The following is a 25,285-nucleotide window of genomic DNA, read 5'->3' on the forward strand; positions in this document are numbered from 1 at the left end:
TTAAGCGATGAGGATGTCGGTATTTTTTACCCATTTTTACTTAAAATCCTGAGCTAACTTGTCAAAATTAAGAGTTCCCAGCCCCGCCGCCTGATTGTACGTTTTTCCGGGCTGACCAACATAGTAGAGATTGCTGTTGCCCGTTGAAGCGTCCAGTCGCGTAAAGGGTGAATCGGCGGACTGAGCCAGACTGTACAGTTGCGGGTTCCACAGGCCGACGCGTTGACTGCGGTCACTGTTGATATCCGCCGCTAACGCCGCAAACTGTGGTGCCACAAAGCTGGTGCCACCCATGGTCTCCCAGCCGTCCGAGCCAGCATAAACATCATAGCCTGTCAGGGGATCCGCATCGGCAACGACGTCCGGATAATTTCGACCGTTTGTCGTCCCCTGAATTAAGCCGGGGTGTAGCCGTGGTAAGCCAGCACTCGTCAAGTACTGGCGCGCCGCATACGTGTTCACACCAGAGACGCCTTGCTGATACTTTGGCGTTGCGTACAACGTGGAAATCCCGCCACCACTGCCGCTTTGCAGCATCGACAGAAGGTCTGAACTCTTCATAAAGAACGACCGATTCTGTTGGTAAGCGTCAAACAGGGCATCCCCGCCCCAGGTCCGTTCCCGTGAAATATCGACCGTCGCCCCATCTGGTAACTGACCAGAAATGGGAAGCGTCGTCCCGCCAGTCGCCGTGACCCACGGATTGTTCGCTGGAAAGTTAGCGTAAACACCGTAGCCCACAGATCCATCACGGGCTAGTTCTTCGCCATACGCCCCCGAATCACCGGTCGCCGCGAAGGTTGAAATTCCCTGCGTGGCGCCCTGAGCCAGTAACGTATTCATAATGCTGCCGTACAGTGGCGTCAGCAAATGCGCGCTGTCCATCTCACGCAAAATGCCTTCCGAAATTCCCCAGCTCAACGACAACGAGCCAGCTTGATTCTCACCAAAGGCACTGGCAAAGGCGTTGATCCAGCCAACGTCACTCAAGGCTGCGGTGTAGACCCGAATCTTGGCTTGGGGCGCCAACGCACCGGCCTGCTCCACGTCCAGAGACGTTTCAACGTTGCCCGGATCGACGTTACCCCAAACACTGGCACCACCGGTCGCCGCCACGCTCAGCCGACTGGCACTGGCAGGGACCCCTTCGGCCGACCAGAAATGGGTAATGTCTCGCGTATCAACCTTACTGAAACTAATGATACCAACTGTTTGCCCCTTGCCTTGACTCTGATTAGCCACGGCGGTCGCGTGGTACCGGGTCAAGAAGTTTTGGGGTGCACCTGTCTTAGTGGGCCCCCCCGTCGAAGTTCCAGAGGTCGCCAGACTGGTCATTTTAACCAAGTTTGTCATCCCAACGACCGCCTCGATCGGTTGCGCAATGGCCTTTGGTAACCGCGGTTGCTTCGCCGAATACTGCAGGCGTGTCCCCTGATAGCGGGCCGTTTTGAGGTTGGTAGCAAAGGTCGCATCCACGGCCGCGGCGGACCCCTTTAATTCCATAAATAACCCATCATTAAATGTCGTGACGGTCAAATGTTGTTTCTTAAAGTACTGGGTCAAGCGCTGCGTGGTGCTTGTCGATTGGCCGAAGCGCTGGCGAAACGTTTGTGGCGTTAGAAAGTCTTTAAACGTCGCACTCCCCGGTGTATTCACAGCTAAAGCCGTTTGCGTTAATTGTGACGTATGCCGCGGCTTTAAGACCAGATCTAATGTGACCGGCTTGTCCCCCGCCACATTCTTGATTTTCTTTAAACTAGTTAGCTGACTCGCCCGATATGGTGTCGCCAGTGGCGTTGTCTTGGCGGCATTAGCCACCACCCCAAAGCTTCCTAAACCCACCAACAGGCTCGCCATGAACACTCGAATTTTCATGCCGCATCCCCCCATCAGCATTATTATAAACGCGTCCCGCAAAAAGTAACGTGCCACTCACCATTTCCGAACGGCATCGTTACTCAAGTTAACAAAAGGCGCCCATTCAACAACGAATTGGCACCTTAAAAGGTTTATTTAAGACTGACTAAAGTCGTCCCCACAGCAATTAACATCCCTGGCAGCCGACGTGCGTTCAATTTAGCCAGATTTAACGGCGCGCAGACTTACCACTACTGGGACGAGGCCTGAATGTCATCTTTCTTTAGAGACTCCCTAAAATTGATAGACCTTGGCTTCATACGGCCGCAGGGTATCGCCCTGATCATCGGCATAGTTACCAATGATCACCTGTGCATCCGCGGGCACCTCGTAATGCCGGCTCAGGGTCTCCTGCGTAGCATTCAGAATCACCAGCAAGGTCGTCGTCGCATCCCGACGCGTGTAGGCGTAGACCTGCTCATCGGTTTCATTGCCTGCGACCAATGCATAGGTCCCATTCGTGATAACGGGCAACGTATGCCGCAACTGAATCAGTTTTTGGTAGTAGTAGAAAATAGAATTCGGATCCGCCAATGCCTGTTCGACATTAATGGTCGGATAGTTCGCATTGGTTTTCAACCATGGCGTATGCGTGGAGAATCCGGCATTGGCACTGGCATCCCACTGCATCGGTGTCCGGGCATTATCCCGACTGCGCATGCCTAAGTACTTCAGCATCTGCTTACTAGTCACCACGTGTTGGTCATCTACCAAAACGTGGTACGCGTTGATGGCGTCCAGGTCCCGATAATCGTCTAAGCTGGCAAAATGGGCATTGGTCATGCCAATTTCTTCACCTTCGTAGATGTATGGCGTCCCCTGTTGCAGGTGGAGCATCGTCGCCAACATCTTGGCACTCAGCACCCGGTCGGTTTCGGTCGCGTCATTTCCAAATCGTGAAACGACTCGCGGCTGGTCGTGATTATTCCAATACAACGAATTCCACGCTGTGCCGGCCAAGCCAGTTTGCCATTTGGTCAAATTGGCACGCAGATCCTTGAGGGTCGCCTGACGGTCGGTCCAACGTCCCAACACGGGATTGTCGCTCTCATCAAGCCCCATGTGTTCAAACTGAAAGACCATATTGAGTTCACTGCCATTAAGATTGGCGTACCGTTTTGCCTCTTCAATAGTGACGCCAGGCGCTTCACCGACCGTCACCAGCTTGTGTTGACTCATCACGTTTTGATTCATTTCCTGTAAAAATTCGTGAATACGTGGCCCATTAGCGACCGTCGCACCAGCGTCCCCATAGAGCTGACCAGGCGCTTTCTTCGCATCAGGTAATCCCGCTGGCTTAGAAATGTAGTTGATCACATCCATCCGGAACCCGTCAACCCCCTTAGCTGCCCACCAATTCATCATGTCATAGACGGAATGCCGGACGTTCGGATTTTCCCAATTCAAATCAGGCTGTTGCGGCGCAAACAGATGAAGATAGTACTGCCCCGTCTGCTGGTCTAGTTGCCACGCAGAGCCCGTAAAGGAAGCCCCCCAGTTGTTCGGCGCATGACCATCCTGACCATCCCGCCAAATATAGTAGTCCCGGTATGGATTATCCTTTCCTTGCCGCGACTGTTGGAACCAGTGGTGTTCGTCGGACGTGTGGTTAACGACTAGATCCATCATGATCTTCAAGCCCAGACTGTGGGCCTTGTTCAACAAGTCCTCAAAGTCAGCCATGTTCCCAAACTCCGGATTGATGGCCCGATAATCGGAAATATCATAACCGTTATCGACTTGGGGTGACTGGTAGATTGGACTCAGCCAGACGATATCTGCACCGAGCTTTTTAATGTAAGCTAAGCGTTGCGTAATCCCTGGCAGGTCACCAATGCCATCACCATTACTATCCTGATAACTTCGCGGATACACTTGATAAACAACTGCGTTTTGCCACCATTTTTCCAAGATGAATTCACTCCTTCACATCTAGTTGCATCCGACCGCTAACCGCGACCGCCAGCCATCTACAACTCACGCCAACCAATCACTATCCCCTGAACCAATACGGGAATCATTGACTAAGCATATTGACGACACAAACGTTTGTGCACCCTTAATGTATTCCCTTTCATTTTGATTGTCAACGTTCTCTTCACTACCAGTTTTTACCCGCACAAAAGGGACCTCAGTCGCCTAAGGTCCCCCGTTTGCTAGTCAAATTCACCAGTCAAAATAAATTGTTTAATTTCCTTCAATGTCCGCTTGGATTCGGGCAACTTGGTCCACAGAATGTAATCATGCAGCATCGATTTCATCTGATGGGCCTGAAAGGGCGTGCCATTGGCCATTTGGAATTTCTGTAACAGGCGTTCATCATCGGCAGCCAGCAATTCATTGGTCCCATAGTAAAGGAGTACCGGGCCAAGGTCGTCAAACGTCCCATAGATTGGGCTGACCACGGGATCGGTCACGGGATGCTCACCAGCGTACTCAAACCCAATCTTTTTCAGCGTGGCCAACGTCAGGTACGGATCGCGTTTGGCCGCCGCCTGAAGGTCCGGATTCATCATACTGAGATCCGTCCATGGTGATACTAAAATCGTGCCAGCTGGCAGGGGCTCTTGATGTAACTTCAGCTGCTGTAGCAAGGTCAAGGCCAAGCCACCTCCAGCCGAATCGCCCATCAAAAAGAATTGGTCATCCGGATACTGGGCCCGCAAATAACTATAGGCACGCATCGCAAAGACCACCGTTTCATCCACGGTCGCCTCGGGCACCAGCGGATAATCCACGTAAGTCACGCGCAGATTGGCCTCATTGATCAATGCTTCCATGAGTTGCCGGTGACTATCGATACCTTGCATGGTATAAGCACCGCCGTGAAATAGCAACACGTGTTTCGGCAACGGCGCACCAGAAGCGGCCGTCAATAACCGCCCACCGAAAACGCGGCGCTCCTCAGTCACAATGTTCGCCGCAAACTTTTCGGGCACAACGGCACGGTTCTGCCGACTAGGCTGTAAAAATGCTTGCTGGATCTGTTGTTTGAGCTGACTGTGTTGGGTCTTGAAAAGTAACCATTTCCCACGCAAACTCACGACTATCACCCTATCTTTTTGCCTTCGTCAAATCCCTATACTCTCTTAAGCCGCCCTGATGACATGTTTCAAAAGTCGAAACGTATACAGACAGTATACAGCGTTTGGCGGCAAAACACCTCCCTCAGAATCAATTACTAGGTAATTTCTGCGAAAACCGTTAGAATAGAATACGTATTGAAAGGTGGATAAACTGATGACAAATAACCGAATTTTAAACGTGACTGGCGGCCGGAACTTCCGTGAGCTCGGTGGATACCCAACAGTCGATGGCCACACGGTTAAGTGGCACAAGTTACTGCGGACCGCGGGACTCGCGGACCTCACTCCCACTGATCAACAAAAACTGACCGACTATGGTGTGGTCGCTGACGTGGATTTTCGTTCTAAAGACGAGCAAAAACAAGCGCCCGACCGTGTCCCGGCTGGCGCGACGTACCATTTTCTACCGGTCTTCCCCGCCGATGACCAGACGGATGCCTCGGCGACTGAAGCTGAATTGGAACAACGCTTCTCCGCCAACGACCGAGCCGGCCACGACCACATGGTAGAAGTCTACCAACAAATGGTGACCCTGCCGTCCGCGCAGAGTGCCTACCATGACTTCTTTGCAACGATGCTCGCAGCCGATCAACCGGACCAAACCGTCTTGTTCCACTGCACGGCCGGTAAAGACCGAACGGGAATGGGCGCCTTCTTTGCGCTGAGTGCGCTGGGCGTTGACCCCCAAGTCATTCGCCAAGACTACCTGTTGACCAACGAAACGACGGCCGACCACGTCAATCAGATGAGCGAAGCGGCCCGCCAACAGGGTCACGGCGAGGCTTTCGTGACTAACCTGCGCGCCTTGTACTCCGTTAGCGACGATTACTTTAACGCCGCTACCAGACTGATCAACACCCAGTTTGGGGGTGCCCAGGATTACTTACACGATGTCTTGGGCTTATCGCATAGCGATTTAAATAACTTTAAACAACTCTACTTGGACTAACACCCATTGCCAGACTAACCGTTTTAGCGGGTAGCCTGGTTTTTCTAACCCACGAAAGGACCTGATGAGATGAAAAAGAAAACTCTGACTTGGACGCTGCCCCTACTAGGAATCGCCGCAACGTCGCTAATTGCCAGCGAGCACCTGTTCAATTTTGCCTTTAAACGGGTCAGCTACGTTCCGGAAACTTCCGCGGATAAGCAAAAATACGCCGACGCCTATTACGCCTACGTCGACTGGTATCAAAAAATTGATAAGGAAAAATGGTATTTACACGAACACGACCCTAAAAATCGGATGGTGGCGGAATACATTCCCGCTGAAATACCGAGTAAGCAAACGGTCATTATTTCCCACGGCTACAAGGGGAATGGCGAGACTATGGCCAACTTTGCTCAAATGTATCACCGACTAGGGTTCAACGTTCTTCTGCCCGATGACCGCGGCCACGGTGAAAGTGCTGGCAAGTACATCAGCTTTGGCTGGCTTGATCGATTGGACTACCTACAGTGGATTCAACAGGTCATTGACCACACCGGCGCTGACGTTAAAATTCTCATGTTTGGCGTTAGCATGGGGGGCGCCACTATGGAGATGCTCTCCGGTGAAAGTCTCCCGTCACAGGTCAAAGCCATCATCGCCGATTGTGGCTACTCCAGCATCGAAGCTGAATTGACCTACTTATTAAAGCGTCAATTTCACCTGCCAAAATATCCGATTGAGCCGCTGGTCAGCACCATTTCCAAACGCCGACTTGGCTACTACCTCGGCGACGTGACCGCTACGGATCAACTCAAAAAGAATAAGCGTCCCATTCTCTTCATTCATGGCGAAAGGGACGTTTACGTGTCAGTGGGCATGGCTTACGAAAGCTACGCAGCCACCCACGCTCCTAAACAGTTGTGGATCGTAAAAAACGCCTCGCATGCCGAAAGTTTCTGGATCAACCCAGCGCGGTATCAGGCGCACGTCATGGAATTTTTACAGACTTATTTTGATTAAGAGGTTAATTTTATAGTATAAAGGCCCGGCAAATTTGCCGGACCTTTTTTGAACATAGCCCCGTATACACGGGGAACACTTAAAGTTATCCTGGGCGTTCCAAGTCGATTGGGGATCACCCCCGTATACACGGGGAACACCTCAACGCATCCGGTTCATCGCTTAGATCATAAGGATCACCCCCGTATACACGGGGAACACTAAAAAATCCTTGATAGACCGGCATTCTATTTTTCCCAAACCACCAAATTTGTTTAACTTGCTTTTAGCATACCTCAGTCATTGCCCCATCACAATCAATTAATCGTCCTAATTCTCATGGTCAGCCAGAGACATTCAATCTTAACTTGACCTGAAATCCCAGAAATCTTCACACGTTTAGACTTCCTTTAACAATTTATCGCAAAGTCATCACAACTTTAGCCCTTTTCTGGTCACAATCTCCGGGTATAGTAATAACCATAGTAATTAGCCAATAACTGTTACTACTCAAATTCTATATCCAATCCCTTTTAGATTCTCTCCCCCTAAGAGAATCATTCCCTCGTTAGGTTCCCTCAAGCCTAACGACTCCTCTAATAATGGATTCACACCCCCTATGTGAACCCACTCCTCATGATAAAAATCGCGCCGCTCTCCTCCCCGAGAGTTGCGCGATTTTTTTGATATCCTAACTTAACCCTAACCGCTTAAAGATAAAGTCCACTCGCCGCAAATGATAATGGTAGTCGAACGCATCCGCAATCTGTTCTGGTGTCAGGCGACTTGTGATTTCGGCATTAGCCTCCACTAGTGGCCGGAACTGTACCTGTTGATCCCACGCCTGGGCCGTCAACGGTTGTACCAGGTCGTAAGCGTCTTCGCGACTCAGGCCCGCCTCAATCAGTTTCAATAAGAGGCGTTGGCTATAAATCAATCCATAAGTCCGGTTCATATTTGCCTTCATTGTTTCTGGGAACACGTCAAGGTTCGATAAGATCCGATTGATGCGATGTAACATGTAATCCAGTAGCGTCGTGTCTTCAGGTAAAATCATCCGTTCAGCCGATGAATGGGAAATGTCGCGTTCATGCCACAAACTGACATCTTCGTAAGCCGTTACCATGGTCCCCCGCAAAACACGTGCCAAGCCCGTTACGTTTTCCGAACCAATCGGATTACGTTTATGCGGCATCGCTGACGACCCCTTTTGCCCAGGGTTGAAATGTTCCTCAACTTCATGAATCTCCGAACGCTGTAAGCCGCGAATTTCCGTGGCAATATTTTCCACACTGGTGGCAATCAGCGCTAACGTGGCAATGTAATCGGCATGTAAGTCGCGGGGCAAGACCTGGGTGGCGATTGGCTGCGCGCTGATTCCCAACTGATCACAAACAAAGGCCTCCACCTCGGGCGGCACGTTGGCAAAAGTTCCCACGGCACCACTGATTTTACCCGTTTCTACTTCCGCTGCGGCCCGGTCAAAGCGATCAAGGTTTCGCTGCATTTCCGCATAGAAACGCGCGATTTTTAGGCCAAAAGTTGTGGGCTCGGCTTGAACCCCATGTGTTCGGCCAATCATCACCGTATCTTTATACTGCAAGGCTAGCTTCTTAAGCGTGGCAATCAGTGTTTCCAAGTCGGCCCGCAGAACCGCGTTAGCCTGTTTTAACCGATAACCTTGGGCCGTATCAACCACATCGGTACTGGTAACGCCAAAGTGAATCCATTTCCGTTCAGCCCCTAGCGATTCGGAAACGTTCCGTGTGAAGGCAACCATATCATGGTGGGTCACCGCCTCGATCTCAGCGATACGGTCAACGTCAAAGCTGGCGTTAGCTCGAATCTTAGCCGCATCCGCAGCGGGAACCTCTCCCAATTTAGCCCAAGCTTCATCAATCGCGATTTCCACAGCCAACCAAGATTGGTATTGGTTTTCTAATGACCAAATTTGGCCCATCCCCGGTCGGGTATAGCGTTCTAACATGGCGATTTCCTCCTTAAAATTCAGTAAAACACGAACATTAATTTTATATTTCGGCATTGCTTCGGTATTTATCATAACATAGATTATCCTAGTTTTACTAGGAATTTCCGCGTCATCACGGGATTTATTAGTTGTGGGGCAACATTAAAAAGAACAATACTAAAGATAATTTAAAAAATAGTTCGCTTTTTAGTTGCTTTCTATTCCCGAACTTGATACAATGATTCTTGCTGGGTGTTCGGCCTAGTAAAAAATAACGATGAGGTGTTTGCGATGTCATCAACAGTAGTAGTTGGTAGTCAATGGGGCGATGAAGGTAAAGGAAAGATCACGGATTTTCTAAGTGAGAAGGCTGATGTCATTGCCCGCTACCAAGGTGGTGACAACGCTGGCCATACCATTGTCTTCAATGGTCAAACGTTTAAACTGCGGTTAATTCCGTCTGGTATCTTCTATGCTGACAAGCTGAGTGTGATTGGTAACGGGGTAGTTGTAAACCCCAAGTCCTTGATTGAAGAGTTGACTTACCTTCACGATAACGGCGTCTCCACGGATAACTTACGGATCTCCGACCGGGCCCACGTGATTCTGCCCTACCACATCTTGTTGGACCAAGCCCAAGAAAAGGCTAAGGAAAACAAGATTGGGACCACGAACAAGGGAATCGGCCCGGCCTACATGGATAAAGCCGAACGAATCGGGATTCGCATCGCCGATTTGCTTGACCACGATATCTTTGCCGACAAGCTTCGGCAAAATTTAATTGAAAAGAACAACGTTTTAACCAAACTATATAATGAAGAACCCCTCGATTTTGAGACGATTTTTAACGAATACTATGCGTTAGGTCAACAGATCAAGGGCCACGTGACCGATACGTCCGTCGTCATCAACGATGCGATCGACGCGGGTAAGAATGTGCTGTTTGAAGGCGCTCAGGGTGTCATGCTCGATATCGACCATGGGACTTACCCCTTCGTGACGTCATCGAACCCCGTCGCTGGTGGCGTGACCATCGGTGCCGGCGTTGGCCCAACCAAGATCGACCACGTTGTCGGCGTCTGCAAGGCCTACACGTCACGGGTCGGCGATGGCCCATTCCCAACCGAACTCTTCGATGAGATTGGTGATACGATTCGGGAAACTGGCCACGAATACGGGACGGTCACCAAGCGTCCGCGGCGGATTGGCTGGTTCGACAGTGTCGTTCTGCGGCACGCTAAGCGAGTTTCTGGATTGACCAGCCTTTCACTGAACTGTTTAGACGTTCTGACTGGCTTGAAGACCGTTAAGATCTGCAAGGCTTACGAACTAAATGGCGAGCTGATTTACCACTATCCAGCTAGTCTGGTTGACTTAGACGCTTGCCAGCCCGTTTATGACGAGTTGCCAGGTTGGACGGAAGACATTACGCATTGCCATTCCGTCGAAGACTTACCCGTTAATGCCCAAAATTATGTAAAACGCTTGGCCGAACTGGTTGGTGTGGAAATTGCCACCCTATCCGTTGGCCCCGACCGTGAACAGACGAACATTTTACGCTACGTCTGGAACGCCTAACCTTAATAAGGAGTGACTGTCTATGCATCCTGCCGAAGTATTTGACTACGAAGATATCCAACTGATTCCCAACAAGTGCGTGATTGAAAGCCGGAGTGAGGCCGATACCAGTGTGCAATTTGGCCCCCACCGCTTCAAGATTCCCGTGGTTCCCGCGAACATGGAAACCGTCATCAACGAACCGTTAGCTATCTGGCTCGCACAACGTGATTATTTCTACGTGATGCACCGTTTCCAACCCGAAGAACGCCGGGGATTCATCGAACGGATGCATGCAAAATCACTCTTTGCCTCCATTAGTGTGGGCGTCAAGGCTGACGAACACGCCTTTATCGATGAACTCGCTGCTGCCAACTTGGTGCCCGAGTACATTACCATTGATATCGCTCACGGTCATAGTGACGCGGTCATTCGGATGATCAAGCAGATCAAGGAAAAATTACCAGATAGTTTCGTCATTGCGGGTAATGTCGGCACCCCCGAAGCCGTCCGTGAACTGGAAAACGCCGGTGCGGATGCGACTAAGGTTGGCATTGGTCCGGGAAAGGCTTGCATCACCAAGCTCAAGACTGGTTTCGGAACTGGCGGTTGGCAACTCGCTGCCGTGCGGCTCTGCGCCAAAGCAGCCCGGAAACCAATCATCGCTGACGGTGGGATTCGCTACAACGGCGACATTGCCAAGTCAATTCGTTTTGGTGCCAGCATGGTGATGATTGGCTCCATGCTCGCCGGTCACGAACAGTCTCCTGGTAGTCTGCTCACCATTGATGGTCGGACCTTCAAACAGTACTGGGGATCCGCCTCTGAGAAACAAAAGGGCGCCTATCGGAACGTTGAGGGCAAGCAGATGCTGGTCCCTTACCGTGGCGATATCGCCAACACCCTAAACGCCATGGAAGAGGACTTACAATCTTCCATTTCGTATGCTGGTGGTCGCAACCTAATGGACATCCGTACGGTGGATTACGTCATCGTCAAAAGTTCTATTATGAACGGCGATAGTTACTAAACAAGCTAAACACAAAGAAACACGCAGACTTCGATTAAGAAATTCTGCGTGTTTTTTTTGCTAACATTTTGGGACTACAGCACCCTTTTAGCTGATGTCAGCTGTCAGGAACTCAGTTAAATAGCACCACACACCAACTGCCTAAGCTTTAAACCGCGTTACAATCTCAGTACGCTTCGACCGCCGTAATAAAATCAGCGCAACTATGCCGTAAACAACCAATGGCATGAACCCGCTCCAAGCCGGTACATGGGTGTTAGCCATAAGTCCATCCCGCGTCAGCGCCTGCGTATCCAACACAAAATGCAACAGGATCGGCCAGATCAAACTGCCCGAACGCAAATACGTCGCGCTTTGCAACAGGCCAAACCCGAACGCCATCAACACTTGGGCGATGGTTAGTGAAACTGGCTGATGTAATAAATTAATGAGATGACTCGCCGCAAACAGCGTGCTACTCAACAAAACTGCTAACCACACGGCATCTCCGCGGCCAATTCGCTGAAGAAACCCGACCAACAACACGCCTCGAAAAAAAGTTTCCTCAAACACAGCAACTAACAGTGCCACTAAGGCCATCACGACCACGTGCTTCACGCCTTTTCCGTGTGCCAGCTGCATTTCTAAGCTGGCCAGAAATAAAACGACTAAGACTAGTGAGAACGCATTGACCCTGACTTGTGTGCCAAACGATTGATCCGTTCGCCACTGGAGGTGCACCTTCAGCCAATAGTGATTCAATCCCCAAAGTACCAATAGCACTGTGATTTCTTCTAGGAGTGCTGAGGTGGTGACCGTTAATTTTAGCTTTTCAAATAAGATCCCCACGCTCATCACAGCCAACAATACGATCCATGCGACAACCAGCTCACAAACCGGCTGCCACTTACCCCTACTTAGATTCATTGAAATGACCTCTTCGTCTATTTGACATAAATGTAGTATACTGCTAAATTATTCGTTTTTATGTTATTTATGGGGCAAAGAATCTTTGCAGGTCTCATCTCAGTATGGGTAAGCAGTCGCACCATTAAATTAGGCTAAATGAACGCACTTCGGCTGCCAGGAATTCCGCCTGCTGTGGGGACGCTTCAGCCTGGAAGACCACCAGTCTTCTCGCTCGCTTTTAAGCCGCAAAAACATGCGTCTTAAAAGGCGCCCATCGTGATAGCTGGCAGCTATCACGATTTCCACGGCTGGCTACATCCCTGGCCTCCTCCGGCGCTGATGGTGTTTTATCACGACAACAACTGTAGCCCCCCCGCCACCTAGTATCATAACGACCATTACAATTATCCCCAACGTCGTCTAAGCCCATATCTGCTGACCGGTAAGGCGCTCCCACTGCCATGTTGCCTAGTTTTAGCCCCACTGTTGTTGAACGGGCATGGCCTGTACTTTGGCACTTCTAGCCTATGACCACAAAGAAAGCGAAAAAACCAGCCACCATCGGCTGACTTTTTCGCTTTTTTCACATGACATACAGGTCACTTCATATAGTAACAAATTTTTCGACTTCTGGCTTCTTTTCCGCCTCAACGAATGACTAATACTGAGATAGGGGCGTACTTGGCCATGTAGGCTGCTTGACTACCAAAGTGCCGACTGACACCCTTCTTTGCGAGCGACCCCACCACCAACAGATCCGGATGAACTTCTGGAATCACATCTTGCACGATAGTTTCGCCGGGTTCACCCTCGGCCACAATTGTGCGAACGTGTTCGACACCTGCAGCTTGCGCCTTTTCCTGATAAGTCTGGACGTGTGTGACTAAGTTATCGTACTCGCCGTGAACAAAATCCGTGTTCATGACTTGATAGACGTTCATCGCCGCATTTTCCAAGACAGAAACGATGATCAACTCAGCGTCATCTCGCTTAGCCTGCTGAATCGCATAGTCAAACGCCAGCAGTGCATCGGCCGAATCATCAACGCCGACCAGAATCCGTTTAAATGTTGTGGTCGTCATCTTAGCGACCCCCTTCCGTTGTTTCCGCGGCCTTTTCTTCAGCAGCCCGGGCAATAGCTAACCGCTTGTTGCCGCGGTGTAATTCAACAATGGTCCATGCCAGTAACGCTAAGACCGCGAAGATCAAAACGTAGGCAATGTCATTGGCGAGTGCTAATTTGGCGCCCGTCACATTATCCCCGAAGAAGGCCTGAACTTGGCCGGGCATCCCCTCAAGGTTCAGCCCAGTCAATGCAATCACGGAAATCCAACCTAAGATTTTGAGCCACCAAGAGTTTTTGAACCGTTCGCCCATTTCCAGCTTGCTATCGGTCATCATCAACAACGGTAACATAGAAAATAGCAGGGCAAACGCCAGAAAGACTTGCGAGTTGTTCATTAAATCATTCAACGCCACGTGTTCGGCAATGGCACTCTTCCCGCTGGTCAACATGACGCAAACCAGCACCGGAATGACGGATAATACCCGCGTCACCAGCCGGCGTAACCACAATGGCATCCGCAGGTGAACGAAGCCCTCCATGACGACTTGCCCAGAAAGGGTCCCGGTAATCGTGGAATTTTGACCAGAAGCGAGTAAGGCAACCGCAAATAAAGTAGAAAGAATCCCAGTTCGCGCAACGCTGCTCAACAGGCCGTTGCTCATCGTTGACGTGTTAGACAAGGCTTGGAACAGACCGAAGAATGAGGGGTCTTTGACGGCACCAGTCTTGAAGACCGCAACCCCCATGATTAGCAGTAAGGCATTGACGAAGAAGGCAAATGTCAGTTGGATGTTGGAATCCAATCCAGCAAATTTGACCGTCCGCGCCACATCTTCCTCATCGTTATGGTCGATCGACCGCGTCTGGGCAATTGCTGAATGCAGATAGAGATTGTGTGGCATCACGGTCGCCCCGATGATTCCTAACGCACCGTTTAATGGCGTCATCCCCGCAACACTGGTTCCCGTTGAGAAGGTCTTGCCCGTAGGAATCAACCCACCGAACACGCCACCCCAATCAGGATTGGACAGTGCGACTTGATAAACGAAGACCAGGAGAATGACCATGATGAGGCAGACAACGATGGCTTCAATCTTCCGGAAACCAACTTTGGTGAGTAACAAGAGCAACAGAACATCGAAAACCGTAATAAATACGGCAATCACTAACGGAATGTGGAACAGAAGGTACAGCGCAATCGCCGCACCAATAACTTCGGCAATGTCCGTTGCCATGATGGCCAATTCCGTTAACAGCCATAACACGACCCCCAACGACTTGCTGGTCCGGGCACGAATTGCTTGGGCCAGATCCATCTGACTCACGATGCCAAGTTTAGCTGCCATGTATTGCAACAGCATCGCAATCAAACTTGACATCAAGATGACAGACATCAGCAGATACTGGAAATTTTGACCACCAGTAATTGACGTTGACCAATTGCCGGGATCCATGTACCCCACTGCGACCAATGCACCGGGCCCGGAGTAGGCGAATAAGGTTCGCCAGAACCCGATATTTTTGGGAACCTTGACCGTCCCGTTAATTTCTTCCAACGAACGACCGTTGGCATATTCAATCAATCGATGTTTCTTTTCCATGTTGCTCCCCTCCCTTTAGGATTAGGCCAAGTGTACGGCAAAAATCAGCGTTAGCGGCACATTTTTTAATCGTCCCTAAAAATAAATATGTAAGCGTTAACTTAAATGTAACAAAAAAGCCGGTAGTGTCGCATTAACGACATTACCGGCTTGGGAAAGTTTGTTTAACTATCTGACGACCATCACGGAAATTGGTGCATATTTCGCCATGTAGGCCGCTTGACTCCCGAAGTAGCGACTAACGCCCTTCTTGGCAATCGACCCGATGACTAACAGATCCGGTTGCACATGTGGAATCACATTCTTAACAATGGTCTCCCCTGGTTCGCCTTCTGCAATGACCATCCGCACGTTAGGCACACCAGCATCTTCAGCTTTCTGTTGATAGCCTTGAATATGCTGTTTCAGTTCATCACGTTCCCCGTGGACGTAATCACTATCTAACGCTTGGTAGATATTCATATCATCGTGTTCCAGAACGGAAACAATGATCAGCTCGGCGGCATCCCGCTTAGCTTGGTGAATGGCATAGTCAAATGCCAGTAAAGCATCCGCAGAATCATCGACCCCAACTAGAATTCGTTTGAACGTTTTAGCCATGGTCTACGCCTCCTCAGTTGACTCATCGTTGCCAGCAGCTAACGATGCTGCCAAACGCTTACTCCCACGATGAAGTTCCCAAATCGTCCAAACCAACAAGGCCAAAATTGCTGCATCCAGAATGTATGCAATCACATTAGCGGTTGCCGTTTGACTAGCTGTAATGGCACTGCCGTAGAAGCCTTGAATGGAAGCAGGCATGTTGATTAGGTTCAGATACGTCAAGGCTAAGACCGAGAACCAACCCAGAACTTTGATCCACAACGTGTTCTTAAACCGTTTCCCCATTTCAACTGCACTATCCGTCATCATCAGCAACGGCAGCATGGAGAATGGCAAAGCAAATGCCAGGAAGACTTGCGAATTGTTCATTAAGTCGTTCAACGCCTCGTGTTCTGCTAAGGCACTCTTCCCACTGGTTAACATGACACAGATCAACACTGGAATCACGGAAATCAACCGGGTAACCAGTCGCCGTAACCAAAGTGGCATCCGCATGTGCACGAAGCCTTCCATAATGACTTGACCCGTTAACGTCCCAGTAATCGTGGAGTTTTGGCCAGAAGCTAACAGGGCAACCGCAAAGAGTGTGGAAAGTACCCCGGTCCGAGCTACACCGGCCAACACCCCATTACTCATGGTGCTGGTATCGGATAAAGCTTGGAATAAGCCAAAGAATGATGGATCTTTAACAGAACCACTCTTGAAGACGGCAACCCCCATGATTAACAGTAAAGCGTTAACGAAGAACGCTAAGGTTAATTGGATGTTGGAGTCCCAACTGGTGAACTTCACCGTCCGGGCGACATCTTCCTCATCGTTGTGGTCAATTTCACGTGTTTGTGAAATTGCTGAATGCAGGTACAGGTTATGGGGCATGACCGTCGCCCCAATGATTCCTAAGGCTCCACTAATTGGTGTTTGACCACCGATCTTTGGCGTGGAAGCCACCGTCTTCATGCTTGGAATCAAGCCGCCAAAGACGCCGCCCCAATCAGGATTGGATAAGGCAACTTCATAGGCGAAGACGACCAAGATGACCAGAATCAGACAAACCACAATGGCTTCGATCTTCCGGAAACCAATCTTGGTCAGCAATAACAGTAACAGAACATCTAGCACCGTAATAAATACGGCAATGACCAATGGAATATGGAACAATAAGTATAACGCAATGGCTGCTCCAATAACTTCAGCAATATCCGTTGCCATAATAGCAAATTCCGTTAAAATCCATAACACGATGCCTAGTGACTTACTGGTCCGGGCACGAATTGCCTGGGCTAAGTCCATTTGGCTCACGATCCCAAGTTTAGCTGCCATGTATTGCAACAACATCGCAATCAAACTTGAAATCAAGATAATCGACATCAATAAGTATTGGAAGTTTTGACCACCGGTAATTGACGTTGACCAGTTACCAGGATCCATGTATCCCACTGCGACTAACGCACCAGGCCCGGAGTACATAAATAGTGTTTTCCAGAACCCTTTCCCCTTTGGCACTTTAACAGTACCGTTAATCTCTTCGAGCGACCGCCCATTGGCATATTCAATGAGCTTGTGCTTCTTTGGTGTATCACTCAAAATCAAGACCCCCTTCTGTTTCCTACAAGCCCAATTGTACCCTAAAATTTGATTAGTTCAATATCTTTTTTAGGGTCACTTAACTTTAGAATCTAAATTAGTTAATTAATTATTACTAGTTGTATGCGGTTACATCGGCGAAAATTCGGGATATGTTTTTATTGTTTTCCCACTCAGTTCCCGGTGAAAAATTTATTTTATTATTTTTAAAAATGCCTATAATTGGGCATTTTGGTCGTCATTTACCACCTGTTTTCCAATAACATTTGATAAAAATTTGCAAGATTCCTCGTTGTCAGTTAGAATTTTAGTCGTTGAATATTATTTTTAGGGGAACATAAATTTAAGTATCTTTTCTGGCTGATTGTTCACCAACAGCCAGATTTCACCCGGGGAGTGAGTCATGTGTTAAATCATCAGAATTCTTATCTTAAAATCATCGCGGAGTGCAGCTTTGCTCGCCCACGTGTCAGCAATAAACAAATCATTCATTTTGCCAACGTCTCACCAGCAACAGTCACCGAAACAACCCGCATCCTGCAGCAGAAAGGCCTCGTAGATCGTCACCGTTATACCGGCGTGACCCTCACCGCACTGGGAGAAAAACTGGCCTGTCAGTTACTCTACAACTACCGGCTCTGTGAGGTCTTCTTGGCTGAACACTTGCGGCTGCCCTTAAATGAGGTGCCCACCCAGGCCTGGGGCGTTGCTGCTAACTTGACGCCGACAACGGCCGCCGCCCTTAACGACTATCTGGATCATCCCCAACAAAGTCCCTTCGGTGGAACGCTCGATACAACTCAGATGCTCGCCGATACCCACGTCACGCGCTTAAGTGACGTCACCGCTCCTGCCACCATCACACTGAACAGCTACTTGGAAACGACTGGCCTCATTGATTACCTCCAGCACCTCCAACTGCCCCTCGGCGTCACCCTGAGCGTGCGCAAGCGTGACTCGGCCTTGAACCTTATCTACCTCGAAACCGCCCAGCAGCGCGAGATCACGGTCAATCTGAACGCCGCCGACTACATCTACACCACCCCGGCAGAAATACCAGCGTCCCAATCTCTGGTCGCCAATCAAGTTAGCACGAACTAAACCTCATCTCAGTATGAGTAAGCAGTCGCACCGTTAAATTGGCCTAAATTGGGGACACTCCGGCTGCCAGGGCTTTTTATCAAGACAACGGCTGTAGACCACAGCTACCTGAAATTTTCGAGTTCGATTGATAGCGACCGTTACGGTTATTCTCAGAGTCGTCTGAAAACACAGTGTAAGCCGAGAGGTCGGCAGATATGGGCTCAGGCGCGTCGTTCTACTTAGTCAGTAGGTGATCTGCTTGCTGGCTTAGTAGAAAACCAAGCTTGTAGACTCGGGGTTTGCGAGGCTTCAAGTTGTGTTCGCACCGATCCAGCCCATATCTACTGGCCGGCAAGGTACCCCCACCGCCATGTTGCCTAGTTTTAGTCCCACTGCTGTTGGTAAAACAGGCATGAGCCGTACTTTGGAACTTTCACCCTTTATAGCACGACCAACTAAATGACAGACAAAAAGTGCCAATAAACGTTCAATACCCTCCTAGCCCACACTAGTCAGTTGGTACAACGTTCATTGACACCTTTTGTTTCTATTCATTTTAGAAATTAGGACGCGATTTCATGGCCGGATGTGCGCACAGTGTCAGCCAAATTAGCACGGCAGTTTCACACTGTAAAAGCTGAACGGCGACACCATCGTTGCACGACCGAACGTTTTTTAACGCCCGTTAGCCGCCATCGTTGCGGAAGTAGCGCTATTGTCATTCGTAGATGGCAGGCGCTTCAACCCCACGCCAGTGAACCCACTGAGAATGGAGAAGACTGGTGAGAAGAGACTGAAGAAACAGAATGGCAGGTATGCCAGCGTGGCTACGCCCAACGTGTTGGCAGCGAAGACGGCCGCAACCCCCCAAGGAACCAAGTAGTTAATGACGGTCCCACCATCTTCAAGCACCCGGCTCAAGGCTAAGTTGTCGAGGCCTTTGTCATTAAAGGTTTGCTTGAACGCTTTCCCTGGTAGGATAACGGAGAGGTACTGTTCCCCAACAAAGATGTTGACACCGATTCCGGAAAGAATAGCCGCCGTGACCAAGGACCCGTTTCCCTTAAGCCGTTTAGCCAATGGCACCATGGCCGTTTGAATAATGTTAAATTTCATCAAGAGACCACCCAGCGTCAACGTTAGGATAATCAGGGAGACCGTTGACATCATGGCACTGATCCCACCACGACTCAGCAAGGCATCAACACTCCCGTTACCCGTCTTGGATACAAAGCCCGTTTCAATCATCGTGGCCACGCTGCTCAAAGACGTTGATGGCTTTTCGATGAAGAGCATCACGATCCCCAAACCGACGTTTAACAGCAACGTTTCAATGGCAGGAATCTTCCGCCAAGCACAGACGAACATCACGATGATGGGTAAGGCCGCCCACCAAGTAATGGAGAAGTTGGCGTTTAACGTCGCCACCGTTGCGTTGATTTTGCCCATGGCGTTGGCATCGGAAGAACCGGTCCCCAGGATGAAGTAAAGCACCAGGGAGACCACGAAGGCGGGAATCGTCGACCACATTAAGTTTTTAATATGCGCAAATAGTTCGGATTCAGCAATGGCAGAAGCCAGGTTCGTCGAGTCGGACAGTGGTGACGTCTTGTCCCCGAAAATAGCCCCGGAGATGATGGCCCCAGCAACTAAGGCGGGGTTGAAGCCCATCGTGGTTCCCATCCCAAACAACGCAATTCCAATCGTGGAGATGATGGTAAAGGCACTCCCGATAGAGGTGCCGACGATGGCACAGACCAGGAAGACGGATGGCACGAACCATTGGGCAGAGATTAAATGGAACCCAAAGACCATCATGGATGGAATGATTCCGGCGGCGATCCAGACACTGATCAGTGCCCCAATCAGCAGGAAGATGAAGATGGGAATGATTCCCGTCTTGATGCCATCGATAATGCCGTCATGAATCGTATCCCAGTCGGCCCCACGGACCTTCGCCCACAGAATAACCAAGGCAATGACTAATAACACGGGGGTAGTTGGGGATAAGCCAAACTTGATGACCCCAGTTCCCATGATGACTAACATCGCCAATAAAACAATAATTGCTTCGCCAAATTTAACTGGCTTGACCGCTTTCTCTTGATTTTTCATTTGAATCGCTCCTCTTTTATGCCAAAATTTATGTAGAAAAAAATCGTCCCCGTTGCATGTTCTGCAACAGGGACGATTTGATTTAAACCGTGGTACCACCCAGCTTGAGCCACTGGTTCTAGACCCAGTAACTCCACTCACTAGAAGGTAACGGCTCTAGTTATTCTCCGCCTGGCGTACCAGGACGTTCCACTGTATTTCGACGTAATCACCCTGATCGGTTCGCAGCAACCACCGACTTTCTGACACACAGATGACACGCTACTTGGTAATGGAATTTAGCGTTCGTTATTCGATTGACATTGATAATAGCACGATGAGAAAATACCGTCAACCTCTAATTTATTTTTTATTATTCCGTGGCTCTGTCAGCATTTTCGACAAATCACCGGTGCGACGGTCTTGCCAGCCGTTGTCCAAGCTACTCAATTAATCGTCAAAAAAATTAATTGGCATGAAAGGCGTTAGGATATTCGATCATCCCGCCAACATTAGCTAAGGCCCCCGCCGTCAAGGGTTTGATCAAGTTACTCCCCATTGGGATCGGCAGACTATTGTGAATGGCAAAATCTTCGGCCATCACGTAACCCCGGGCACCATAGAAGTTCATGTCACCAACGACACTGATGGCCGAGAAGCCAGCTAACCGGGCACGTGTCTCTAACTCACTCAGCAGTTCACTTCCCACCCCTTTGCCTTGCCAGTCCGGCGCAACGGCCAATGGCGCTAAAGCTAAAATCGTGGTGGTATGCCGGTTACCGCGAATCGTGACCGGCGTCAATAACCCGTGCCCCACGACTTCGGCTTCCGTATGCTTGGCAACGACTTCCAAACTGGGTTGGTAATCATAAGTCTTGCGGAGTTCATGAATCAAAGGAACCTCATCGCCACGACTCTCTTCGACAGGCGCAAAAGCTGCCGTTACCAGCGTGTCGACTTGGTAGTAATCTGGTCGCTGAATCGTTTCAAAACTTAAACTCACTTCATTACCTCTCATTTCTCAAACCGTTAACTGTCTTAACCTTCATTGACCGTCGAAACAGCCACTAATTGGCGATGACAACCTATCGAATAGTTACCTGATTGTCGGACAACCTGTTCGTCATTCAATAAATAACTGGTAATAACCATTTAGCCGGCAATCCGTATACCACAAATATGCATCGCCAATTGTCCATACCAATGATGTCCCATAGCTTTGCGTGACTGCCCACCGTGTCATCCATACTGAATACTGTGTAATTATACACGACTGAAATGAGATTGCGAGAAATTGCTAGACCATTTTAAGAAATCGCTTGAATTTACCCCTCGTCACCCCGTACACTAGTAACAACCTTACTACAGAATCGAGGGACTTCATTTGACGCATAAACAGCGTTGGGCTGCCATTTCAGTTGCAATTTACGTGGTCTTCGTCATTGCGGCCGTGGTCATCGGCTTCTTAAACCCGAGTCAAATTGGGCTAGAGTGGACGATCTTCTGGTACTTCGCCGTGGCCGGCCTGTGTTACTACTTTTACTTTAAGAACGTCAGCTACCGTGAAGTGGTCTATTACGCAAAACAACTAGGTCTTCATAAAGAAGACCTAGTTGCCTTAATCCCACATTTAAAAGAGACCCAGGACGTTCCCGACCCGGATCGACCGATCTTCTTCAGTCCCTTTGCGAAGGTGCCGATCTCCGTGGTCAATCAATTGACCGATCAGTTGGCACCACGCGCCAAGGAACAAGGAATCGAACCCTACCGTTAGTTTACTTTTTACGACTCGTGTAACTTTGGGATTGCTTTAACCAGGCGTCATCGTCTGGATTAGGACCCACACGTTTGCCGGCGTCGAGGGCAGCGATGGCCTTCATTTCGTCTTCATCCAAGCCAAACGCAAAGATGTCGCGGTTCTGTTGCACGCGAGCTTCGTGGATCGACTTTGGAATCACAATTTCTTCACGTTGCACGTGCCAACGTAAAATGATCTGCGCGGCACTCACGTCATGGGCCGCTGCCAATTCGCTGATGACGGGGTCGCTGATGGCATTGTTGTTTCCACCACCCAGTGGACTCCAGGCTTCATGCAAAATCCCCTTGCTTTCCAAGTAAGCGTGCATCTCGTCTTGTTGGAAGTAGGGGTGCGTTTCGATTTGGTCGACGACTGGTTTGACCGTTCCATGCGCCAAGACATCATCCATCTGTTGCTGATTAAAATTGGAAACACCGATGTTCTTGATTTTACCGGCCTTGTACAGGTCTTCCATGGCCCGCCAACTTTCCAGGTAACCAGGTGCTGGCCAGTGGATCAGGTACATGTCGAGGTAGTCAAAGCCGAGCTTGTCCAAAGTGGCTTGGAAGGCTGCCTTGGTTTCGTCATAGCCCCGCACGGCGTTCCAGAGTTTGGAGGTCACGAAGATGTCTTCACGCTTGACGTCGCTTTCGCGGATGGCCTCACCGACCCATTGTTCGTTGCCGTAATATGCGGCAGTGTCAATGTGGCGGTAACCCGCAGCTAACGCCCATTTGATTGAATTCTTGGTGTCTTCAGCGTTGTCGACTTGAAACACACCGAGACCTAACTGGGGAATCCGGTTGCCATTGTTTAATGGTAAATCGGGAATATCATTGTGCACTATAAAAACCACCTTTCAAACTTTGTTTCACCTTCTATCATACAATATCCCAGCGAATTTCGCGGTACGAATGATTGAAAAATGGTCGAAATCAGTGTTAAAATTTTCTTCTACTAGCGTTTTGCGGTACTATGAAGAGTGTGGTAGTTTGTCGTCTTGGCGGCAAACTTGTTTTTTCACACCGTTCTGGACATGGAGGTTTTTCAGTTGAACAACCAAGAACCAAAATCACGCGTACAACGGTATAACTTTAATCAGGGTGATCATCCCACGCGACGCAAGCCAAAGAAGCCCCGTCGCTGGTGGCCATGGATCATGACCTTATTAACGCTGGCCATCGCTATCTTGCTGGTCTTAGCCATTACGCATCACAACGATTCCGCTTCAAATACTGCCGCCTCATCGAGTACCAGCGCTTCCGTCGTCGCTAAATCATCATCGGCCTCGGAACAGGCTGCCTACGATAGTTTCAAGCAAAAAGTCAGTCAGTACAATGCTAACGGTATTACCGTCACGCAAAAACAAAAGCTCCAAAATATCATCAATGATGAATCCAACGACGCTGTACAGGACCGTGAGCAAAAACTGCTGGACAAGACGCAAGTGAAGAAGAGCGCCACCACTAGCAGTAGCTCATCCGCCGACAACACCCATGACGCGGCCAACAGCACGTTTGCCAGCACCCACACCTTCTCGTCGGTCAACGACGCGCAGAACTGGGCCCAGGCTTCTAAACAACAGTGGCTGGCTGCAGGATACACGACTTACACGATTACTTCGGACGGTCAGGGCAACTACACCCTGCAGTTCGTCCGGTAACACTTAGACGCTAACGTATGGCCCTCCGGCTGTACGTTGGCGTTTTTTGTTAGTTGTTAAGTAGTATTGGTAAGCAGTCGTGCCATTAAATTAGTCTAAATTGGGCGCACTCCGGCTGCCAGGGATTCCGCCTGCTGTGGGGACGCTTCAGACTGGCAGAACACCAGTCTTCTCGCTCGATTTGAAGCCACGAAAACCACGTGTCTCCAAAGTCGCCCGTGATGTAAGCTGGCTGAAAAAAAGCGCCAGCTAACACCACTTTCACGGCCGGCTCCATCCCTGGTCTCCTCCGGCGCTGATGGTGTTTTATCACACCAATATCTGTAGACCACGGTTACCTAAAATTTTTCGATCCCCTTAATAACGATAATTATGGTTAGTCTCAGTATCGTCCGAGAACACCACGTAAGCCGAGGTCACAGTTATTATTGTTAGAACCGACATGACCGAATCATTACCATAGCTCACGTTTAATAACCGAAGTTTCTGATGTTATTCATCGGAACTCTAACTTCAAGTTGTGCTATTTCTTATCCAATCGTTCGACCTGTTTCTGTAGCTGGTCGACCTTCCCCGTTAGCGTGTCGATTTTTGCTAACAGTTCGCGGATGTTGGCTTGTTCTGCTGTATCTTGCGTGGTGACTGCCTTTTCTGTGCGGTTGGTAATAAATCCGGTAATCGTACTGGTCAGTAACCCAATAAATCCAATGCCACCGAACATGAGGACACTGGCAATGATTTTTCCAAAAGCCGTCCGGGGCGTTTCATCCCCGTACCCGACGGTCGTTGCCGTCGTGACCGCCCACCACAGGGCGTTAGCGAGGCTTTGCTTCTCGGTTAGCGAAAATAGAAAGGCGCTGACTACAATAATCGCGACACTGATTGAGAACAGGTAGATGAACCCCGTTTGGTAAATGAAACGATGATAGGCCTGGGTCCATTTGCCATCCAATCCCAACCGCCAAAAGAGGTGGTGAAACCGTATCAAGCGGGCTAATCGCGCCAACCGGAAGAAGGCAAAGACTGGATGTAAGGGAATAATTCCCAGTAAGTCAAACGCCGACTGAATTAGAAAGGTTTTGCGATTCTTGGTGATCACCAAGCGTACGAAATAATCTAGCGCAAATACGGCGAGCAACCCGTTTGAAATCGCCACTTCAAGTGGGTGACTCCCCCAATGTAAGAACATAAAAATCACGTTTAAGACCGACCCTAGCGTCAGTAGCGTGACACCCCAATGATAGCCGATCAGCGTGCGTGGTACCCGGTCGTTACGCATGTTGCTGTCCCCCAATACTTAGCTTTTAAGTGGTTCCCGTAAATCAATTACTTCTTAATATAATCAAATTCGCCGATAATACCAGAACTATCGGCGAATTTTAGGCTTTAGTAAGATTTAGCAGCTAAATCTTTGTT

At 49.5% G+C, this 25,285-nt stretch carries 20 protein-coding genes; 7 read left to right on the forward strand and 13 right to left on the reverse strand.

Features of this window, described 5'->3' with window-relative positions:
- Window positions 1-36: 36 nt before the first annotated feature.
- The 3 genes from FAY32_RS06305 to FAY32_RS06315 form a co-directional block, all read right to left on the reverse strand.
- Entirely contained in the window at window positions 37-1,875 is a 1,839-nt protein-coding gene (locus tag FAY32_RS06305; RefSeq protein ID WP_143462613.1) for a S53 family peptidase, read from the reverse strand.
- Window positions 1,876-2,151: 276 nt separating this feature from the next.
- Window positions 2,152-3,828 carry an alpha-glucosidase gene (locus tag FAY32_RS06310; protein WP_143462614.1) on the reverse strand — a complete coding sequence of 559 codons (1,677 nt, stop codon included), beginning with the start codon at window positions 3,826-3,828 and terminating at the stop codon, window positions 2,152-2,154.
- Window positions 3,829-4,073: 245 nt separating this feature from the next.
- On the reverse strand, window positions 4,074-4,961 hold the full coding sequence (locus FAY32_RS06315; protein ID WP_143462615.1) for an alpha/beta hydrolase: 888 nt from the start codon (window positions 4,959-4,961) through the stop codon (window positions 4,074-4,076).
- 196 nt (window positions 4,962-5,157) lie between these two features.
- On the opposite strand from FAY32_RS06315, the gene FAY32_RS06320 reads away from it, so the two are divergent.
- Entirely contained in the window at window positions 5,158-5,952 is a 795-nt protein-coding gene (locus tag FAY32_RS06320; RefSeq protein WP_143462616.1) for a tyrosine-protein phosphatase, read from the forward strand.
- 69 nt (window positions 5,953-6,021) lie between these two features.
- On the forward strand, window positions 6,022-6,954 hold the full coding sequence (locus FAY32_RS06325; RefSeq protein WP_143462617.1) for an alpha/beta hydrolase: 933 nt from the start codon (window positions 6,022-6,024) through the stop codon (window positions 6,952-6,954).
- A gap of 670 nt (window positions 6,955-7,624) precedes the next feature.
- Here the strand turns inward: FAY32_RS06325 and purB are convergent.
- Window positions 7,625-8,920 (reverse strand): adenylosuccinate lyase, encoded by a 1,296-nt coding sequence (gene purB, locus FAY32_RS06330; RefSeq protein ID WP_143462618.1) that lies wholly within the window; start codon window positions 8,918-8,920, stop codon window positions 7,625-7,627.
- 273 nt (window positions 8,921-9,193) lie between these two features.
- On the opposite strand from purB, the gene FAY32_RS06335 reads away from it, so the two are divergent.
- The gene (locus tag FAY32_RS06335; RefSeq protein WP_143462619.1) at window positions 9,194-10,480 is read left to right on the forward strand and encodes an adenylosuccinate synthase; all 1,287 of its coding nucleotides are present in this window, start codon (window positions 9,194-9,196) and stop codon (window positions 10,478-10,480) included.
- A gap of 22 nt (window positions 10,481-10,502) precedes the next feature.
- Complete coding sequence (locus FAY32_RS06340; RefSeq protein ID WP_143462620.1) at window positions 10,503-11,489, forward strand: GMP reductase; 987 nt, start codon at window positions 10,503-10,505, stop codon at window positions 11,487-11,489.
- Window positions 11,490-11,630: 141 nt separating this feature from the next.
- Here the strand turns inward: FAY32_RS06340 and FAY32_RS06345 are convergent, their stop codons facing one another.
- From FAY32_RS06345 to FAY32_RS06365, 5 genes are all read right to left on the reverse strand, one after another.
- Entirely contained in the window at window positions 11,631-12,395 is a 765-nt protein-coding gene (locus tag FAY32_RS06345; protein ID WP_143462621.1) for a CPBP family intramembrane glutamic endopeptidase, read from the reverse strand.
- Window positions 12,396-13,024: 629 nt separating this feature from the next.
- A complete protein-coding gene (locus FAY32_RS06350) occupies window positions 13,025-13,459 on the reverse strand; it encodes a universal stress protein (RefSeq protein WP_143462622.1) in 435 nt (144 codons plus the stop codon).
- Window position 13,460: 1 nt separating this feature from the next.
- On the reverse strand, window positions 13,461-15,044 hold the full coding sequence (locus FAY32_RS06355) for an Nramp family divalent metal transporter (RefSeq protein ID WP_143462623.1): 1,584 nt from the start codon (window positions 15,042-15,044) through the stop codon (window positions 13,461-13,463).
- Window positions 15,045-15,212: 168 nt separating this feature from the next.
- Complete coding sequence (locus tag FAY32_RS06360) at window positions 15,213-15,644, reverse strand: universal stress protein (RefSeq protein WP_143462624.1); 432 nt, start codon at window positions 15,642-15,644, stop codon at window positions 15,213-15,215.
- A 3-nt stretch (window positions 15,645-15,647) separates the two neighbouring features.
- Window positions 15,648-17,231, reverse strand: coding sequence for an Nramp family divalent metal transporter (locus FAY32_RS06365; protein ID WP_143462625.1), 1,584 nt, complete (start codon window positions 17,229-17,231; stop codon window positions 15,648-15,650).
- Between the two features lie 405 nt (window positions 17,232-17,636).
- Here FAY32_RS06365 and FAY32_RS06370 point away from each other — a divergent pair, with 405 nt between their 5' ends.
- Window positions 17,637-18,332 carry a metal-dependent transcriptional regulator gene (locus tag FAY32_RS06370; protein ID WP_143462626.1) on the forward strand — a complete coding sequence of 232 codons (696 nt, stop codon included), beginning with the start codon at window positions 17,637-17,639 and terminating at the stop codon, window positions 18,330-18,332.
- A 657-nt stretch (window positions 18,333-18,989) separates the two neighbouring features.
- Here FAY32_RS06370 and nhaC read toward each other — a convergent pair.
- Together nhaC and FAY32_RS06380 are read right to left on the reverse strand one after the other, a co-directional pair.
- The gene (nhaC, locus tag FAY32_RS06375; protein WP_143462627.1) at window positions 18,990-20,429 is read right to left on the reverse strand and encodes a Na+/H+ antiporter NhaC; all 1,440 of its coding nucleotides are present in this window, start codon (window positions 20,427-20,429) and stop codon (window positions 18,990-18,992) included.
- 445 nt (window positions 20,430-20,874) lie between these two features.
- The gene (locus tag FAY32_RS06380; protein ID WP_143462628.1) at window positions 20,875-21,411 is read right to left on the reverse strand and encodes a GNAT family N-acetyltransferase; all 537 of its coding nucleotides are present in this window, start codon (window positions 21,409-21,411) and stop codon (window positions 20,875-20,877) included.
- A gap of 381 nt (window positions 21,412-21,792) precedes the next feature.
- Here FAY32_RS06380 and FAY32_RS06385 point away from each other — a divergent pair, with 381 nt between their 5' ends.
- The gene (locus tag FAY32_RS06385) at window positions 21,793-22,182 is read left to right on the forward strand and encodes a hypothetical protein (protein ID WP_143462629.1); all 390 of its coding nucleotides are present in this window, start codon (window positions 21,793-21,795) and stop codon (window positions 22,180-22,182) included.
- 1 nt (window position 22,183) lies between these two features.
- Here the strand turns inward: FAY32_RS06385 and FAY32_RS06390 are convergent, their stop codons facing one another.
- Window positions 22,184-23,050: an aldo/keto reductase gene (locus FAY32_RS06390; protein WP_143462630.1), complete on the reverse strand. Its 867-nt coding sequence runs from the start codon at window positions 23,048-23,050 to the stop codon at window positions 22,184-22,186.
- A gap of 207 nt (window positions 23,051-23,257) precedes the next feature.
- Between FAY32_RS06390 and FAY32_RS06395 the strand changes: the two genes are divergently transcribed.
- Window positions 23,258-23,869, forward strand: a complete 612-nt coding sequence (locus FAY32_RS06395) for a hypothetical protein (RefSeq protein WP_143462631.1) — start codon at window positions 23,258-23,260, stop codon at window positions 23,867-23,869.
- A gap of 523 nt (window positions 23,870-24,392) precedes the next feature.
- Here the strand turns inward: FAY32_RS06395 and FAY32_RS06400 are convergent.
- Complete coding sequence (locus FAY32_RS06400) at window positions 24,393-25,148, reverse strand: potassium channel family protein (protein ID WP_143462632.1); 756 nt, start codon at window positions 25,146-25,148, stop codon at window positions 24,393-24,395.
- Window positions 25,149-25,285 lie beyond the last annotated feature (137 nt).

Origin of the sequence: Levilactobacillus enshiensis (assembly GCF_007115095.1) — a bacterium.
Classification (GTDB): domain Bacteria; phylum Bacillota; class Bacilli; order Lactobacillales; family Lactobacillaceae; genus Levilactobacillus; species Levilactobacillus enshiensis.